Annotated in this window: 19 protein-coding genes and 2 tRNA genes; 10 read left to right on the top strand and 11 right to left on the bottom strand. The window is 60.7% G+C overall.

Going from position 1 to position 16,878, the window contains the following annotated elements; all coding sequences use genetic code 11:
• The first annotated feature begins 47 nt into the window (after window positions 1–47).
• The 4 genes from MHY87_RS14840 to MHY87_RS14825 all read left to right on the top strand — a co-directional run bounded on the left by MHY87_RS14840 (window position 48) and on the right by MHY87_RS14825 (window position 3,550).
• Window positions 48–123 (top strand) — tRNA-Val (locus tag MHY87_RS14840).
• A 257-nt stretch (window positions 124–380) separates the two neighbouring features.
• Window positions 381–1,754: an MBOAT family protein gene (locus MHY87_RS14835; protein WP_239353004.1), complete on the top strand. Its 1,374-nt coding sequence runs from the start codon at window positions 381–383 to the stop codon at window positions 1,752–1,754.
• An 11-nt stretch (window positions 1,755–1,765) separates the two neighbouring features.
• Window positions 1,766–2,812, top strand: a complete 1,047-nt coding sequence (locus MHY87_RS14830; protein ID WP_239353001.1) for a hypothetical protein — start codon at window positions 1,766–1,768, stop codon at window positions 2,810–2,812.
• 378 nt (window positions 2,813–3,190) lie between these two features.
• Window positions 3,191–3,550 carry a hypothetical protein gene (locus MHY87_RS14825; protein ID WP_239352999.1) on the top strand — a complete coding sequence of 120 codons (360 nt, stop codon included), beginning with the start codon at window positions 3,191–3,193 and terminating at the stop codon, window positions 3,548–3,550.
• 50 nt (window positions 3,551–3,600) lie between these two features.
• Here the strand turns inward: MHY87_RS14825 and MHY87_RS14820 are convergent, their stop codons facing one another.
• Window positions 3,601–3,969, bottom strand: coding sequence for an Ig-like domain-containing protein (locus MHY87_RS14820; RefSeq protein WP_239352997.1), 369 nt, complete (start codon window positions 3,967–3,969; stop codon window positions 3,601–3,603).
• 660 nt (window positions 3,970–4,629) lie between these two features.
• A tRNA-Pro gene (locus MHY87_RS14815) sits at window positions 4,630–4,707 on the bottom strand.
• Window positions 4,708–4,947: 240 nt separating this feature from the next.
• Between MHY87_RS14815 and MHY87_RS14810 the strand changes: the two genes are divergently transcribed.
• Complete coding sequence (locus MHY87_RS14810) at window positions 4,948–5,085, top strand: hypothetical protein (protein WP_239352994.1); 138 nt, start codon at window positions 4,948–4,950, stop codon at window positions 5,083–5,085.
• 22 nt (window positions 5,086–5,107) lie between these two features.
• On the opposite strand, the gene MHY87_RS14805 is transcribed toward MHY87_RS14810, so the two are convergent.
• The 3 genes from MHY87_RS14805 to MHY87_RS14795 form a co-directional block, all read right to left on the bottom strand.
• Window positions 5,108–5,341 carry a hypothetical protein gene (locus tag MHY87_RS14805; RefSeq protein WP_239352992.1) on the bottom strand — a complete coding sequence of 78 codons (234 nt, stop codon included), beginning with the start codon at window positions 5,339–5,341 and terminating at the stop codon, window positions 5,108–5,110.
• A 331-nt stretch (window positions 5,342–5,672) separates the two neighbouring features.
• Window positions 5,673–6,149 carry a YbaK/EbsC family protein gene (locus MHY87_RS14800; RefSeq protein ID WP_239352989.1) on the bottom strand — a complete coding sequence of 159 codons (477 nt, stop codon included), beginning with the start codon at window positions 6,147–6,149 and terminating at the stop codon, window positions 5,673–5,675.
• Between the two features lie 98 nt (window positions 6,150–6,247).
• Complete coding sequence (locus tag MHY87_RS14795; protein WP_239352986.1) at window positions 6,248–6,634, bottom strand: DUF983 domain-containing protein; 387 nt, start codon at window positions 6,632–6,634, stop codon at window positions 6,248–6,250.
• A 188-nt stretch (window positions 6,635–6,822) separates the two neighbouring features.
• Between MHY87_RS14795 and MHY87_RS14790 the strand changes: the two genes are divergently transcribed.
• The 4 genes from MHY87_RS14790 (at window position 6,823) to rnk (ending at window position 9,942) form a co-directional block, all read left to right on the top strand.
• On the top strand, window positions 6,823–8,196 hold the full coding sequence (locus MHY87_RS14790) for a PLP-dependent aminotransferase family protein (protein WP_239353298.1): 1,374 nt from the start codon (window positions 6,823–6,825) through the stop codon (window positions 8,194–8,196).
• A 2-nt stretch (window positions 8,197–8,198) separates the two neighbouring features.
• Window positions 8,199–8,879, top strand: a complete 681-nt coding sequence (gene gph / locus MHY87_RS14785; RefSeq protein ID WP_239352975.1) for a phosphoglycolate phosphatase — start codon at window positions 8,199–8,201, stop codon at window positions 8,877–8,879.
• Window positions 8,880–9,326: 447 nt separating this feature from the next.
• Window positions 9,327–9,491 carry a hypothetical protein gene (locus tag MHY87_RS14780; protein WP_239352973.1) on the top strand — a complete coding sequence of 55 codons (165 nt, stop codon included), beginning with the start codon at window positions 9,327–9,329 and terminating at the stop codon, window positions 9,489–9,491.
• 31 nt (window positions 9,492–9,522) lie between these two features.
• Entirely contained in the window at window positions 9,523–9,942 is a 420-nt protein-coding gene (gene rnk, locus MHY87_RS14775) for a nucleoside diphosphate kinase regulator (protein ID WP_239352970.1), read from the top strand.
• Window positions 9,943–9,944: 2 nt separating this feature from the next.
• On the opposite strand, the gene MHY87_RS14770 is transcribed toward rnk, so the two are convergent.
• The 6 genes from MHY87_RS14770 to MHY87_RS14745 all read right to left on the bottom strand — a co-directional run bounded on the left by MHY87_RS14770 (window position 9,945) and on the right by MHY87_RS14745 (window position 15,436).
• Window positions 9,945–10,208 carry a hypothetical protein gene (locus MHY87_RS14770; RefSeq protein WP_239352967.1) on the bottom strand — a complete coding sequence of 88 codons (264 nt, stop codon included), beginning with the start codon at window positions 10,206–10,208 and terminating at the stop codon, window positions 9,945–9,947.
• Between the two features lie 129 nt (window positions 10,209–10,337).
• Window positions 10,338–11,939: an amidohydrolase family protein gene (locus MHY87_RS14765; RefSeq protein WP_239352965.1), complete on the bottom strand. Its 1,602-nt coding sequence runs from the start codon at window positions 11,937–11,939 to the stop codon at window positions 10,338–10,340.
• A gap of 13 nt (window positions 11,940–11,952) precedes the next feature.
• Window positions 11,953–12,447 (bottom strand): hypothetical protein, encoded by a 495-nt coding sequence (locus tag MHY87_RS14760; protein WP_239353296.1) that lies wholly within the window; start codon window positions 12,445–12,447, stop codon window positions 11,953–11,955.
• A 29-nt stretch (window positions 12,448–12,476) separates the two neighbouring features.
• Window positions 12,477–13,538 carry a D-TA family PLP-dependent enzyme gene (locus tag MHY87_RS14755; protein WP_239352963.1) on the bottom strand — a complete coding sequence of 354 codons (1,062 nt, stop codon included), beginning with the start codon at window positions 13,536–13,538 and terminating at the stop codon, window positions 12,477–12,479.
• A 62-nt stretch (window positions 13,539–13,600) separates the two neighbouring features.
• On the bottom strand, window positions 13,601–14,665 hold the full coding sequence (locus MHY87_RS14750; RefSeq protein WP_239352952.1) for an ABC transporter ATP-binding protein: 1,065 nt from the start codon (window positions 14,663–14,665) through the stop codon (window positions 13,601–13,603).
• A 12-nt stretch (window positions 14,666–14,677) separates the two neighbouring features.
• A complete protein-coding gene (locus MHY87_RS14745; protein WP_255726629.1) occupies window positions 14,678–15,436 on the bottom strand; it encodes an SDR family oxidoreductase in 759 nt (252 codons plus the stop codon).
• A gap of 253 nt (window positions 15,437–15,689) precedes the next feature.
• Between MHY87_RS14745 and MHY87_RS14740 the strand changes: the two genes are divergently transcribed.
• Window positions 15,690–16,874, top strand: coding sequence for a sugar ABC transporter substrate-binding protein (locus MHY87_RS14740; protein ID WP_239353285.1), 1,185 nt, complete (start codon window positions 15,690–15,692; stop codon window positions 16,872–16,874).
• Window positions 16,875–16,878: the final 4 nt, after the last annotated feature.

Here is a 16,878-nt window from a genome sequence, read left to right as displayed (position 1 = left end):
TGATATACGCACGCTTCCTTCGGCAGATTCCGAAGGTCACGCGAGTAGGGCGGTTAGCTCAGCTGGTAGAGCATCGGTTTTACACACCGCAGGTCGGGGGTTCGATCCCCTCACCGCCCACCATTTTCTCCCATGATCTCTGTGCGTATCTCTCGTGCCCGACAGTAAGGCGCACATTGCCGGCTGCCTGTTCAAGGCTGCTGGCTAAACATCGGCGCATTGTTACCCGTGACAAAATTCCCTCAGCGGGGATGAATTGCTTTTACAGCCTTCCGGCTTGCTTGACGGGCTCTGTTGGCAGGGTGAAAAGCATGGAAGGGTGAAGTATCGTCCTGTCCTGCTGACGGGCAACGACAGTACAACAATAACAATGTCGCATAATGCTGTTTAATTCGTTCGCTTTCCTGCTGGCGTTTCTTCCCACGGCACTGATCCTGCACTGGCTCGCGGAGCGGTTCTGGCCGTCCATCCGCCTGCCGTTGCTGCTGATCCTGTCCATTATCTTTTACGGATACTGGGATGTGCGCTTCGTGCCGCTGCTGGCAGGCTCGATCATCGTCAATTGGCTTGTCGCTCAGGCCTTTCTGAAAAGCCGCAGCCAATTTCTGATCCCGGCAGCCATTGTCGTGAATCTCGCGCTGCTCGGGCTCTTCAAGTATTTCAACTTCTTCGCCGATCTCATCAATCTTATCCCGGGGGCGGGAATTGCGAAGTGGGATCTCGCGCTGCCGCTTGGCATCTCGTTCTTCACTTTCCACCACATCATGTACCTTACGGACCTGAAGGCGGGCAGGGCGCCTCGCTACGACCTCGTCCGGTACGGTCTCTACATCGCATTCTTCCCCCAGGTTCTCGCGGGCCCGCTCGTGCGGTGGAGCGAGATCATGCACCAGTTCGATGAGCGCCCCTATCAGCGTCCGGACGCCGCGCAGCGTTTTGCGCGCGGCCTCATGCTGCTCACGCTGGGTCTCGTGAAGAAGGTCTTCATCAGCGATCCTCTCGCTGCTTATGTGGATCCGGTTTTCGCCAGTGCCGCAGCGGGCAAGGCGATTTCGTTCTTCGAGGCATGGCAGGCGACGCTCGGCTTCACGTTCCAGATCTATTTCGATTTCTCCGGCTACACCGACATGGCGCTCGGCATGGCGTTGATGCTCGGAATCGTGCTGCCGCCGAATTTCGACAAGCCCTATGCGTCAACCTCGCTGCAGGAATTCTGGCGGCGCTGGCACATGACGCTCTCCCGCTTTTTGCGTGACTATCTCTACATCCCGCTCGGCGGCAGCCGGAATGGGTTGAGCATTCAGCTCGCAGCGCTCGTCGCGACGATGACATTGGGCGGGCTCTGGCATGGCGCAGGCCTGACGTTCATCGTCTGGGGTCTCGCGCATGGGCTGGCGCTCGGCGTCGGCGTGCTCTGGCGCAAGGCCGAATTGTCCATGCCGAAACCGGCAGGCTGGGCGCTGACGTTCCTGTTCGTGGCGTTGACCTGGGTGTTCTTCCGCGCGACGAGCTTCGAGGCTGCGCAGAACATTTTCGAAGGCCTCTTCGGCATCACGACGCTCGGCGAGCATTTCAGATGGAGGAGCATCGCCATCGCGGCTGCTGTCGCATGCCTTGGCCCAACCACCTGGCTCGCGATTCAGTATTTGCCTCCTCGGCGCTGGATTGCGGTGGGCTTTGCCGCCATTGGCGCAGCCGTGCTCCTGCAGATCGGAGACGCGGTCAATTACGAATTCATCTACTTCCAGTTCTAGGCGGGCGCACCATGGTGAGCGAACAACCAGATCACGTATGGCGCCGATTTGCTGTGTGGAGCACAGGGCTGACGATTGGCCTCTTCGCCCTCGTCGTTGCCGCGCTTTATCTCATCGATCCTTATGACACCGGCCGCTCTCCCTTGGCGCGGGAACCGTGGCTCAAGGGGCAGCGGCCCGGCGATGCGACGGCGAGCGTCGGACGCAATCCCAAGTTCACCGGAGCCATCATCGGAAATTCCACGATTGCCCTAATCAGGCCCGCCAGGTTGATCGAGCAGACGGGAATCCCGTTCGCGCAGCTCTCGATGCCCGCGGCCCCGGTTCGCGGTCAGTTGACGATGCTCGACTGGTTCGTCCGGCACCATCCCGGCAAGACCGATGCCATCGTGATGACCATTGATCGTGGGACCTGGTGCACGCGCGATCCGAAGCTGCCGACCGAGAAACCGTTTCCATTCTGGCTCTACAGCCGGTCGACACTGGAATATCTGCAAGGGCTCGTTCGCCTCAGCAGTCTCGAGCAGGTTGCCCGGAGCTTCCAGACAAGCCGGAGCACCAAGGTCACCGGCGAAGATGGGTTCTGGGATTATGAGCCCATGTACGAACCGCTTATGAGAAACCCGGTGCGGAAAAAGGAAGTGCTCTTCGCCAAGGCCAATGACCAGCATGGCAACACGGTAGAGCCGTTTCCCGGCGCGGATGCCCTGGAAGCTCAGCTGAAGTCCCTGCCTGCCGAGACGGTCCTGGTCCTGGCGATGCCGCCGGTGTTCTCTGCCATGCAGCCCGCCCCCAAAACGCCTCGGCACGCATCCTATCAGGCATGCAGGAAACGTTTTTACGATCTCGCGGCAAGGCGCCCAGGAGCGATGCTTGTCGATTGGTGGGATGACCGCCCCGAGTTCAAGAACGCCGATCTGTTCATCGATCAAGTGCACATTCGCCGTGCACTCGCCGACCGCTTCGAGGATGCCATCATCGCAACCCTGCAGCGCGTCAAGACAAGCCAGAGCAATGTGACGCCATCGCTGGGTAATCGCTCAGCCAGCGCCAATTGATGGGCCTTGGCAAAGATATTGTTCCATAGCGCGCACGATGCCTTCTCGTGAGCGACATCGTTGCGGCTTCCTGATCCCAGCTGATGAAATTCGGGGCCGAAATGACGCATGCCTGCAACAAGAGGGAAGGTCGATAGTTTAGGACAAGCTCCTCCCGAGACTCCTCTGCGACTAGCCCGTTCCACCACACGTGGGGCGGGCCTTTTCATGTCTGCGCGGAAGGCTCATGACATCGCGAGAATTGCGCATGGCGAAAGACAAGCCCAGCGATTGTCCAAGACTGTCAATCCGCTGTCCGGTTCGATCAAGCAGGTCGGCGGCGAAGATCTACTGTGAGCGATGCTGTTGAATGGCCGATTGTTGCGAAGAGGCTGTCTCATGTTCGAGCCGACCAGATTTCTGATCACCGTCCTGTTGCTGGGGATGGCGCTTCTGATGCCAAGCATCGCTAGGGCGGAGCCTTGCGGCCCCGAGATCGACCGGCTCCAGGCGGAGGTCGATGCCCGCATCGACACCACTGCGGGAACCGGGCGCATGGGAGATGAAAGCAGTGCTGCCACCGAGCACCATCAGCCAACTCCCGGCTCGATTGCCCGTGCCGAGGGGCGCCTTGGCGAAGGTTCCGATTACACGCAGATTCTCGCGGCTCTTGCCCAGGCACGTGAAGCGGACCAGGCGGGGAACGCGGCCTCTTGTGAACAGGCCCTCGCGGCAGCCCGTGCGGCGCTCGGGCGCTAGCAGGCGGTAAGAGAGGTCCGGGGAAGCCCCGGACCCTGGCCCGCCTGCTGTTATCGGACGTTGACTCTGTAGCTGAGCACGGAGGTGCCAGGCTTCTGATCGATGCTCTGCCCTTGCGCCGTGATCGCGAAGCTGTCGGAGCCCTTGTAGCCCGGAGCGGGCTCATAGGTCCACGTATCCTTGTCGACCATCTTGAGGGTGCCGTGCTGCGGCCGCTGGCTGATTTCCGAGCTGCTGAGCGTGCCTTGGGGACGAATGTCTGACATGCATCCTTGCCCGGCCTGGACATCGAAGGCAGCGCTCATGTTCGCTCCCATGATGGCCGGATCGCCCGCGATGACGCACATGCTCTGGGCGAGAGCCGGGCCGGCGGACAGAAGCGCCAACGGGAGCGCGACGGCCAGTATCGGTGATTTCATGGCGGTCTCCTCTCAATGATCATTGCTGGAATCCGGACGGGCTTGGCTTCTCACGGCCAATGTCGGGCTAGCGGTGCCGACCCAATTTCAAGGCAGGATGAAGCAGGCGAACCGTTCGGGATACGCATCGTCTGCGCCTCTCACGGCAGACGAAGGCGCGGTAAGTATCCTACGTGAACCGGACGACCTTGCTTGACCAAGTAAGCCATTGGCTTAACAGATCAGGACAGCTTTGCTGCCGCAGGTTTGCTGCCGGCCCACGCGCTGAAAACCTTAAGGGCAATGATTTTCCGTGCCGGCAATACTGCATCTTGCGTGCAAGAGATCTGCTGCAAACTCAGGGTTTTCGGAAATCGGCTCGGATCATCATACCTCCGAAGCCGTATTCAGCGCTGACCGTTATAGTTCTGCTCGCCGGTGCGAAGATCGTCCCGCCCCATTCTGAACAGCTTGCAAAGCATTTGCCCTGATAGGCGGCAGAGTTCATCTCAGAGGCGCCTTTGCGGCTAATCCTGCCGCCAGTGAAGCCATGAAAAGGGTTCAGCTTATCGCCAGCTGGAATCGTTCGCGGATTTTGAACATAGCCGTCGGCACGGGGGCGACAGCATGCTTTCGGGGGAGGCCTGCCGGGAGCCGATACGTTCTAAGGCTTTGAAAGAATGGTCGGAGCGAGAGGATTTGAACCTCCGACCCCTAGTCCCCCAGACTAGTGCGCTAACCGGGCTGCGCTACGCTCCGACGCCTTGAACGGCTTGTGTCAATTAGCTTCGGATGGGCTGGTTCGCAACCCCTGAAATGCACATTCACAGCGAAACAGGGCTGAAATGCACATCAGGCGATAGAGCTTGCCATTGTTCAGCTTGAGCATGGCGCGTTTCCCGCGGAATGAGCCGTTCCTGCAAGTTTCCGGCAAGCGTGAGGTTTCAATCTTCCTTGCGACCGGCGGAATCGCCGGGTGAGTGAAGAGGGAGCTTTTTTATGGCAGCTTTTCTGACCTGCGCGGTCGTCGCCTCGCTGGCTGGCCTGATCATGCCGCCTGTCTTGAGGATCTTGAGCCTCGGCCGTACGCAGAGGATGGAGCTGAAATCGTTCCGGTCAGCTTTCGCACCCGAGTGAACGACGCCGCATTCAAGGCGGCTCAGTCGACATCCACGCTGATGAAGTCCCGATTCCAATTCCAGGCGGTATAGAGAGCGCCATTCCGGTCGAGAATATAGACCGCAGGAGATGCGGATTCGCCGTTTCGATAGGCTGAGGTGACGGCGAACTTCAGCGCATTGGTGCGGAAGTAAAACGCACCGATATCCCGGCCTCGATGAAGAACAGACCAGCGCTTATCGCGATACGCAACGCAGTAAGCTTCGTGGGGCATTCCGGCTCCTCCGAAGTGGTTGGTGTCGAAATCGTGTGGGCTTTGCTAATGGCGGCCGAGGCCTTGCGCAACCCGTCAATCGTCTTTTTTGTGCCCTGCGCGGGTTAAAAATCGGTGGATTTCAAAGGAAATACAGGCGCGAGAGCGCGCCCTTTACACGTGCACGACGTTTAAGGCCAGGCTCAGGAAGCCGATGCCGACGACCAACATGAGGAAGTCGCAAACTTTTGCGAGGGCATCATTGCCGGGGTGTCTGTTCGGTTCGGTCATAACGTCGCATTAACCATCTTACGCAACGTCAAGCAATCATCCTAAAGATGAATAAGCCGTCTCACGCCTCCGCCGGAGGCTCCTGGCAGACATCCACCCAATCCGCGCCCACGAGGGCCGCCATCCGCTGCGGGTCGATCCGCACGGCCGTATGAATGGAACCTGCAGCCGGCACGACCTCGTCGAAGGTCTTGAGCGAAATGTCGCAATAGACGGGCAGGGGTGTTGCGAGCCCGAAGGGGCATACGCCCCCGACCGGATGGCCGGTCAGCGAGTGAACCTGCTCCGCATCCAGCATCGAGGCCTTTCCGCCGAAAGCCGCCTTCACCTTGCGATTGTCGAGACGGGCGTCGCCTCTGGTGACGACCAGAAAACTGCGCTGGCCCACACGCAGCGACAGGGTCTTGGCGATCCGACCCGGCTCGACGCCATGAGCCTCAGCGGCCTGCGTGACCGTCGCCGTGCTCGTCTTCATCTCGATGATCTCGATGTCCGGTGCTTTCTGGGAGAAAAAGGCGCGAACGGATTCAAGGCTCATCGGAAGCAAACTCCTTATCGGGCAGGGAGCACAGGAATATACTAGATGCCGGCCCTAGGGAAAGATGACGCGCGGGCTGTCAGGTTTATTGAAGAGTGTCACTGGCGCTTCTGAACGGCGAAGCGGCCTTCCTCTGCCTTGTGGAAATATTGGCTCGCCACCAGCATGCCCTTGAACGGTCGGATCGTCGGGATGCAGCTCAGCAGCATGAACGGCAGCGTCGTGAGCAGATGCACCCATAGGCTTGGCTCATAGGCCATTTCGATCCACACCCCGAACGCCGTTGCCGGAATGGCCATCGTCATCATGACGAAGAAGGCGGGGCCGTCCGCCGGATCGGCGAAGGAGAAATCGAGGCCGCATGCCTCGCAGCGCGGCGCCAGGGTGAGGAAACCGTTGAAGAGTCGGCCTTTCCCGCATTTCGGGCATCGGCACTTGAGACCGTATTTGAGGATGGATTCCATTGCCGTGGGAGTCGCCGTCATGTCGTGTCCTCCAAAAGGCTCAGTGCAATTGTATGGATTGACGATCCATACAATAACTTGTAAATTCGCTAGAAAAGAGGGCCTCTGACGGGCTTTGTGCGAAGTTGCGGCCTGTAATTGCCCGATATATTTCGTAAGTGATCCATACAATTACAAGACAAGAAGGTCAAGGAAACGTGTTGTCCTGGATGCCGCAGATCGAGGCTGAGCGAGGTCCGAAATATCTGGCCATTGCAGAGGCCCTTCTGGCCGATGTGCGGTCCGGCCGTCTCAAGCCAGGGCACCGCCTGCCGCCGCAACGCATGCTGGCGAAGGAGCTTGGTGTAGACCTCACCACTGTGACGCGTGCCTTCAACGAGGCGCGCCGGATGGGATTGATCGAAGCCAATGCGGGGCGGGGGAGTTTCGTCAGCGGGAAATCTCGGGAGGGGGAGGTTGCCCCATCGTCCGGGGCTCCCATCGTCGATCTGAGCATGAACATGCCTCCGCAGCCTGTGGAGGCGAGGTTGCGGGAGCGCATTCAGGATGGAATCGCGGGCGTGCTCTCATCGCCTCAAGGCCTTCTGTGCCTGCATTACCAGGAGAGCGTCGGCGCGAAGCCGGATCGCATCGCGGCCACCCAATGGCTGGAGCCGCGCTTGGGCGTGATCCCCGTTGACCGCGTCGTGGTAGCCGCAGGAGCTCAGACGGCGCTCTACGCCATCGTGCGGGTTCTGACGCAAGCAGGCGATGCGATCTGCGTTCCCGATCTCACCTATCCAGGCCTGAAGGCGATTGCCGACCAACTCAAGGTGAAGCTGATACCGGCGGCGATGGATGGCGAAGGGCTCGTGCCGGAAGCCCTTGAGGAGCTGTGCAGGCGCGAGCGGCTGAAAGCGGTCTATTGCGTTCCGACCATTCACAATCCCGCGACCGTGACCATGTCGCACGAGCGGCGCGAGATGATTGCCGAGGTCGCTCGGCGCAACGGTATCGCGATTGTCGAGGACGACGCCTATGGCGCGCTGCCCACACATGCGCCGAAGCCGATCGCGGCGCTTGCCCCCGAGATCACCTGGCATATCGCCACCCTGTCGAAATGTGTGACTCCCGCTCTGCGCACGGCCTATGTGGTCACGCCGGGCCTGCCCGACACCTTGCGCCTTGCGGCGGAGATCAGGGCCATGACTCTCATGATGCCGCCGCTCATGTCGGCCCTGGCATCGCAATGGATTCTGGACGGCACGATGAATGCCATCACATCCGCCATCCGGAAGGAAAGCGCTGCGCGACAGGCGATTGCGCACCGTGTGCTGAAGGGACTTGAGTTTCAGGCGCATCCGGAAGGCCATCATCTCTGGCTGACTTTGCCCGAGCGTTGGCGCAAGTCCGAACTCAGCATTCATGCGCGGCAATCGGGACTTGCTCTCGTTCCGAGCGAGGCTTTCGCCGTCGGGCCGGCGCCGGATGCGATCCGCGTTTCGCTTGGCGCTGCCCAGAGCCAGATCGTGCTGGAACGCGGCCTCAAGCTGCTGGCGACAGTTCTCTCCCAAGGCCCCAACACTCTGTCTTCGATTGTTTAGTCATGACATTTCTGAAAGCGATCATCTTCGATCTCGACGGGACTCTCGTCGACAGCGCGTGCGATCTTCAGGACGCGACGAACACTCTCCTGAAAGAGGAGGGCTTGCGACAGATCACGCTCGATGAGACCAAATCCATGGTCGGCGATGGGGCAGCGAAGCTGGTCGAGCGCGCCATCGTCGCCACGAGCGGAGACGTGTCACGCCTGCCAACGCTCGTTGCGCGCTTCCTGGCGATTTATGAGTCCAACGCGTCTCATCACACGCAAGCCTATCCCGGCGTGCGTGAGACATTGGAGAGCCTGAAAAGCCTCGGGCTCTCATTGGCCGTCGTGACCAACAAGCCTTACGCGGCGACCATCGATATTCTCGAAGCACTCGATCTGCAGAGGTTCTTCGATGCTGTCGTCGGAGGCGATACCCTTGCCGAACGCAAGCCGCATCCCGCGCCCGTCCATCTGGCGCTGAAGCGCCTCGGAAGCGAGCCGGAGGCGGCTTTGATGGTAGGCGACAATTATCACGACGTGCAGGCTGCGAAAGCCGCAGGCCTGCGCGCTTTCGCGGTGACTTACGGCTACAGCCACAAGCCGCATGCGGAACTGGGTGCCGACGGCCTGATCGACACGATGCCCGACCTTTTGCCCATTGTCCGCGCGGTCGTGGCCGCAGGCATTTCCCGCTGAAATTGCTGCGGCTTTTCTTCATTTTCGGCGCGTCACGAGCCGGTGATTTGACAAAAGCAGCGTTCTGGACGAGCATCGAAGCATCATGTTGAGCTTCGTATCATATCCTCGCGGTCTGCACCGCTCCGGTAACCTCATCGCGGGCAAGTAGCCCCGAGCTCAACGCGCGTATCGCGCCCCGAGCTCGGGGCGCTCCAAGATACCTGAACATCGGACATCTTGTGAGGCCGGGTGCTGACGCGCCCGAGCAGCGATATGCTTCAACAATTTCTCGAATTCGTACTCCGCAAGGCGGAGCGTAAGCCCATCCATCCGGCAATCTCAAGGCGTGAGTCGCTGAGGGAGACCGTGCGGTCTGAAGGAACGCCGCTCTCATCCGCTTTTCTGGCGCAGATCCTGAGATCGGCTCTTGCTCACAAACATGCCCAAGGCGGAGGAGGCGGTTCCATGCACCATTCTTCAGATGAGCTCTCGCCGAAACCTGCATCGCAGGATGCGGAGCAGGCCGATGACAATGTGATCCGGTTTGTTCCGCGCTCCCGTCCGGTGCCGGAGAAGCCTCATGAACCGCCCCAGCCCGATAACGACGATCCCGGCCCGAGCGCGGCGTGATCGGTACAACATCCTGTCAAGGAGATTTGAAATGACCAAGAAAAGCACAACCAACCGCAAGCCTGCGATCACGCTCACGGCGACGGATCATGAGAAGCTGTCCGTGCTTGCCGATGCCGCCTCGCACAGCATGCCGGAAGTCGCGGCTGAACTTGCAGAGGAAATCGACCGCGCGCGGGTCCTGACCAAAGGCAAACACCCTGCCGACACGGTCTGCATGGGCTGCGAGGTCGAATTTCGCGATGACATGACGGGGCGCGTGCAGAATGTGACCCTCGTCTATCCCAACGAGGCCGATATCGCGAAAGGGCGAATTTCGATCCTCACTCCCATCGGCACCGCACTGATCGGCTTGCCCGTCGGAAAGTCTATCGACTGGACGACACGCAATGGCGAGACGAAGCGGCTGACCGTGCTGCAGGTGCGCGAGCCAGCCGTTGTCGCGGCGTGATCCTATAAGGGAAGCGACGGGCTGCTATCCAGGATTTCTCGCTTCCTGATCCAGGAGCGGTGCTGGGGTCGCGTTCCGGCGGGAGCAAGGTGTGTATCGGCGGGCTGCATGAGCACGTCGAACGATTCCGAAAGGGTGCCGCCCGGCGTTTCCAGCTTCTGCATCCAGTGCCGGTGCTGCAAACGCGTGTCGTCTGTCGCGAATGCGGAACTGGTCGTGGTGATGCCCATCAATGCGAGTGAAAAATATGCGATGACGCGCTGCAACGGCGCCCCCTCTGTTCAAAGCCAACAATGATTCCTATGAAGGCTTTGGAAATAGAGCGGCTTCTGTCCGCGTCCAAGCGACTGGTGCACAATTGTATGTGATAGCCGCCGAGTGAGGCAAATGCCGTCTCACTCGAAAAGCGGCAGCATGCGGCCAGGGCGTGCTCCCGTCGGCGCGCCATCGCGGACGATAGCCTCACCATTGACCCAGACATAGGTGATGCCGGAGGGTAGGAGGGTCGATTCATCGAAGGTGGCGCGGTCGGTCACACCTTCCTCGAAGAGCACGAGATCAGCCATCATATCCGGTCTCACCAATCCGCGATCCTGAAGAGAGAAGCGTTGCGCGGCAATCGACGTCATGCGCCGCACGGCATCCTCGATGGAGAACCAGCCCTTGTCCCGGCGTAGGGGGCCGACGATGCGCGGGAAGGTGCCGAAGGCGCGCGGATGCGGCTTCGTGCCGGGGCGTGGCAGTCCGTCCGATCCCACCATGTGCAGCCGATGGCAGCAGGCAGCGTGCAGGTCGTTCTCGTCGAGCTGGAAGAGAATGACGCCAGTCTGTCCTTCGTCCTCCTCCACGAGGCGGATAAGGAGATCGTAGGGCTCGATCCGCTCGCGCTCGGCGGCCTGGCGCATGTCCAAACCTTCCAGGGTCTTCAGCGCCGGATTGTTGACGCCGGAAATGCGCACGTTCTCCCAACCGATCAGGGAGAGCTTGCTCTGCCCGTGGAAGGCAGGCCCACCGTTTTCCACCCAGCGGCGCAGCACCGGGCCGATTTCGGGATCGCGCAGGCGCTTCTTCAGCTGATCGAGGCCGCCTTCGAGGGAGGCGGGCGGCAGAAGCTGCAGGAGATAGGTGCTGCCTGCGGGGTAGGGATACATATCGAAGCTGATGTCGATCCCTTCCTGCCGCGCCGTTTCGAGCACTTCGATGGCGCGGGGAATCTGCCCCCAGTTCGGACGCCCCGCCGATTGAAGATGCGACAGGAGGCCTGCGGCATTGGATTGGCGGAGGATTTCGATGAACTCCTCGATGGACGGAATAAGCCCGTCCTCATAGCTGCGCACATGCGCGGTCATCAGCCGTCCATGCGCTTTCACAACCCTCGCCAGCGCCACCATCTCGTCGAGAGAAGCGAAGGCGCTGGGAGGATAGACCAAGCCGAGCGACAGGCCGATGGCGCCTTGCGCGAGCTGCTTGTCGAGAAGGGCCTCCATGGCGGCGATCTCGTCCGCTGTCGCGGCGCGGCGCTCATAGCCCATGACCGCGAGGCGCAGAGCCGCATGGCCCACCAGCGAGACGACGTTGATCGCAACGCCTTGGTGCAGGCGCTCGCGGTAATCCGCGAAGTCGTCGAAGATTTCCTCCGGTGCGGTCTGGCCGAGCAGGCCCGAGAAATGCTTGCGCAGATCCTCGCGGGATTGCCCGCGCGCCGGATAGAGCGAGAAGCTGCAATTGCCGACGACGACGGTGGTGACGCCCTGCAAAGCCTTCTCAGGCCGATCCGGATCGCGCAGGCAGATCAGGTCGTCGTGGCAATGGGCGTCGATGAAACCGGGCGCGAGATAACGATCCTGCGCATCGACGATTGTCGCATTCGCTTCCGCTTTCAGGTTCGCGCCGACATGGGCGATCCGCCCGTCGATTACCTGCACATCGCCCCGGAACCAGGGGGCTCCGGTGCCATCGATGATCCGGGGGTTTCTGATCAGCCAGTTCTTCGTCATCGCTTTCCTCGGATCAGCCCCGGGCTTTGCCCATCGGGAACGGCATGTAGCCGACGAAGCCCGTGATTTTCCAGCGCCCATCGAGGCGGGCGCAGAAATAGAGGGTCTGCCAGCTCAACACATCGACGCCGCCGTCCTTGAGCGCAATCGTGCCGTCGAACTTCTTGTGGCAGACGGCGGTATCGCCTCTCAGGTCGATGTCGCGCATGTTGGTTGCGCGAAACAGGGCGTCGCGGACGGGCTCGGCATATTCGACGGCCTGCGCGGCCTTCGCCTGCCGCAGCCATTCGTCGCGATAGGTCTCAAGGTTCGGGAAATCGAGGCGCCAGCTGTCGGGCAGTTCCGACTTGTGGGCGTGCAAGCCCAGAAATCCTTCACGGCGGAAATCGGAATCCACCATCGACCAATCTGCTGCGAGAAAAGCGTCGATGTCGCGCTCGACGAGCATGGTCCAGATCGCGCGGCGGTCCGGATCGGTCTCGGAGAAGGGGTTTTGCGTATGGGATATCACGATGGGATCTCCAGAGAAGAAGCGCTTCAGGCCACCTTGCCGCGGGCGGCGACCGGGATTGTCTCGACTACGTCGTCACCGCGCACGAACGTCACCTCGTCGAAAAGGTTCGAGACGGGGCAGACGTGGTTGGGAATGATGCGGACCATCTCGCCGACTTTCGGCTTTGCCTTCGAGTTCGTGAGATCGACTACGCCATGCTCCTCGCTCAAGGAGACGAGGGCCGCATCGGGATACTCGACGATACGGCCGAAGCCTTGAAGGCCGAGCGTGTCGCTGGTGAGCGATTTCGAGCCGGTGTCGAGGACCGCGCGGTTATCGGTCGGCCGCGAGACGATTGTTGCAAGCACGGTGAGCGCACAATCCTCGAAACTGCCGACGCCTTCCTGCACCTGGAAGCGGTCGAGATAGATATAGGTGCCGGGGCGGTATTCCGTGGCGGCGCGGTTCTCACCGCTGTGCCAGATATCCGGCGTGCCACCCGTGGAGACGATCTCCGGCGAGAGGCCTGCGTCTTTCAGCAGGCCGGTCGCCCGCTCCAGCCAGGCATTCGCCTTCGCAACCGTGCCTTTCGCGGGATAGGTCATCAGGCCTGCAAACCGTAAGCCTTCAGAGCTGGCGATGTGCTTGGCGAGTGTCAGCGCTTCTTCAGGCGTCTGCACGCCGACGCGCCCGCCGCCCGTATCGCATTCCACGAGAACGGGAAGGGTGACGCCGGAGCCGGAAAACGCCTTGGAATAGCCGTCAATCGTCGTGGCACTGTCGGCGATGACTTTGATGGAGGTACGCTTGGCGAGCGCCAGTAGGCGCTTCAGCTTCGGCTCCCCGAGAATGTTGTAGGGAAGGAAGATGTCGGTGATCCCGGCATCCGCCATCACCTCAGCCTCGCCGATCTTCTGGCAGGTGATGCCGATGGCGCCGAGTTCCATCTGGCGCTTGGCGAGCTGAGGAAGCTTATGCGTCTTGATGTGGGGGCGCAGCTTCACGCCGTGGGCATCCGCATAATCCTGCGCGCGCTTGAGATTGGCTTCGACGCGGTCGATGTCGATCAGAACGACGGGAGTATCGAGTTCGTGAATCTTGGTCATTGTCAGGTCTAAATTTCCAGTTGCCAAGGAATAAGCCGGGATCGTTAACGTTCACCGCTGCTTTAAAGACGCATGCCGGTCGATGGGTCGAAAAGATGGATCTTCGCCGGATCGACGGACAATTGAAGCGTTTCCCCTGGGCTGACGGAAATTCGCTCCCGGAAGACCGCGCGCACTTCCGAGCCCTCGACATGCCCGTAGATGTGGCTTTCCGAGCCCGTGGGTTCGATGACATCGACCGTGAGCCGGATCGGCCCAGCAGGGTCGAGTTGATAATGCTCGGGGCGAATGCCCAGCATGACCTGAGCCCCATCCGGTACGGACGTCTCCGCAATCGGCACTGTGGCTCCGCCCGGGAGACGAATGGAAGTGGCCGGGCCAGACTTCGACACCGTGCCGTCGATGAAGCTCATGGCAGGCGAGCCGAGAAAGCCTGCGACGAAGAGATTGGCCGGGCGGTCGTAAAGCTCCAGAGGGGTGCCGACCTGCTCGATGCGCCCGCCATTCATGACGACGATGCGGTCGGCCATGGTCATGGCCTCTATCTGGTCGTGCGTCACATAGACGATGGTGCTCTCGAACTTGTGGTGCAGCGCCTTGATCTCTGTGCGCATCTGCACCCGCAGTTTCGCATCGAGGTTCGAGAGCGGCTCGTCGAACAGGAAGAGATCCGGATTGCGGACGATGGAGCGCCCCATCGCCACGCGCTGGCGCTGGCCGCCGGAGAGCTGGCCGGGCCGCCGGTCGAGATAGGCACCGAGATTCAGGATCGAAGCCGCGCGCTGAAGCTTTTCTTCCGTCTCCTGCGCGTTCTCGCGGCGGATGCGGGGCCCGAAGGTGATGTTGTCCTTCACCGTCATGTGCGGGAACAGCGCGTAGGACTGGAATACCATCGAGATGTTGCGCTTCTGCGGTGGCACCTCGTTGGCGCGGCGTCCGCCGATACGGATTTCGCCGTCGGAGACCGTCTCCAATCCGGCGATCATGCGCAGGAGCGTGGACTTTCCGCAGCCGGATGGGCCGACGAGCACGACGAACTCGCCGTCTTCAACAGCAAGATCGATGCCGTGAAGAATATCGAGGGCGCCGTAGCGCTTCTTGACATTGTCGAGCTGCAGATCGGCCATTGCAGGCTCCTCTCAACGGATCGCGTCGATGAAGGGAAGGTTGCCGGCGGTGAGGCCGCCATCCACGGGAAGGGCGACCCCCGTGATGCCTGCCGACAGGGGCGAAGCGAGAAAGACGGCGGCATTCGCCACGTCGATGGGCGTGACCATGTGGCCGAGCGGATAAAGGCGCGAGACTTTCTCGAGGATCTGCGGGTCCTTCTCGATCCGGTGATCCCAGGCATGGGTGCGCACCGAGCCGGGGCAGATCGCGTTCGAACGGATGCCGTGAACGCCGCATTCGGTCGCGATGGCGCGTGCATAGGCGACGAGACCTGCCTTGGCCGCGGCATAGGCCGGATTGCCGAAATGGGCGAGGGCATTCACGGACGAGATGAACACGAAGACGCCGGAGCCTCTCGCCTTCATGGGCTCGAGGAAAGGTGCGGTGAAGTTGCGTGCGCCGTTGAGATTGACGTCGATCTCGAAATTCCATGCACGGTCATCGACCTGTTCGAGCGTTTCGGCTCGCGTATATCCGGCGTTGCTGACGATGATGTCCGGCAGGCCGACCGACGATTGAATGCGCTCGCAGGCTTTGCGGCATGCGTCAGGATCGCCGAGGTCGAAGAATTCCTTATGCGCTACGTCCAAAGATCCGAGAGCCTTTTCCGAGACATCGCAGGCAATGACCTTTGCTCCGGCCTCCTGAAAGCGCTGAACCATCGTGACACCAATGCCGCCGCCCGCACCTGTGATCACAGCCAGCTGGCCCTTCAAGCTGTTTGCCAACGACTTGCTCCGAACTACTTCTAACTCTTGTATTCGTTCAGGTTGGAGCGATTTGTGAAGTTTGGCAACATAAGTGATAGGAATATACGCAAAAATTCCCTTGCGTAAGTAATTTTCCTTCACAACAATGCTGCTCGCCGGGCTGCTTTCTAAGGTGTGCGGCCCTTAAGCCAGAGGGAACATGCAAGTGAAAACACTCCATAAGAACACCTTCTTCAGCCTCAAGGGACTTGCGCTCGCAGGCCTCGGTGCCATGGCCCTGTCGGCCAGCGCCCAGGCGGGCACCGTCCGCGTCACCGTCGCGGAATATTCGGCCAAGACCGGCCCTTATTTCGAGCAGGTGGCGAAGGATTTCGAAGCGGCCAATCCAGGCATCAAGATTCAGTTCGAGGTGGTGCCGTGGGACAACCTGCTCCAGAAGCTAACTACCGACATTTCGGCCAACGCCAATGCCGATCTGTCGATCATCGGCACGCGCTGGCTAGTGGATTTCGTGCAGCAGGGCATCGCCGAGCCGCTGGACAGCCACATGACGCCGGAGATCAAGGGGCGCTTCATCGAGACCTTCCTCACGCCCTCCGTGATGAACGGCAAGACATATGGTCTGCCCATCGCCGCTTCCGCTCGCGCGATGTACTACAACAAGGACCTGTTCGCGAAGGCGGGCCTCTCCGAGCCGCCGAAGACCTGGGCGGAGCTTGAGGACTACGCCAAGAAGATTTCTGCGCTGGGCAACGGCGTCTACGGCTTCGGCCTTCAGGGCAAGGAAGTCGAGACAGACGTCTATTTCTATTACGGCATGTGGTCCTTCGGCGGCGACATCGTGAAGGACGGCAAGTCGGGCCTCGACTCCAAGGCCGCCATCGATGCCGCGTCCCTCTACAAGCGCCTGATCGACCAGGGCGCCACGCAGCCGGGTGTTACGTCCTATGCCCGTGAGGACGTGCAGAACCTGTTCAAGCAGGGCAAGGTCGGCATGATGATTACCGCGCCGTTCCTAGCCAACCAGATCCGGGATGAGGCACCGAAACTGCAATATGGCGTGGCCGCGATTCCGAAAGGGCCGGGAGGCGACCAGGGCACTTACGGCGTGACCGACTCCGTCATCATGTTCCAGAACTCCAAGAACAAGGCCGAGGCGTTTAAATTCCTCGACTTCCTGTTCCAGCCGAAGCAGCGCATCAAGTTCACGGTCGATGAGGGCTTCCTGCCGGTGACCAAGGCCGAGGCCGAGGACAAGTATTTCACCGACAACGCCAATCTCAAGGTGTTCACGAGCCTTCTGCCGACTGCCCGCTTCGCGCCGGTGATCGCGGGCTGGGAGGAGATCGCGGATACGACCTCCTCGGCGCTGCAGAAGATCTATCTCGGCCAGGGACAGATAGAGCCGACGCTGAAGGAGGCTGCTTCCAAGGCCAATTCGATCCTGAAGAAGTAAGTCA

It is taken from the genome of Microvirga sp. ACRRW (genome assembly GCF_022346925.1).
In the GTDB taxonomy this organism is placed as follows: Bacteria; Pseudomonadota; Alphaproteobacteria; order Rhizobiales; family Beijerinckiaceae; genus Microvirga.
The sequence above is the reverse complement of the archived record's forward strand: the minus strand, read 5'-3'. Positions and strand labels throughout refer to the sequence as shown.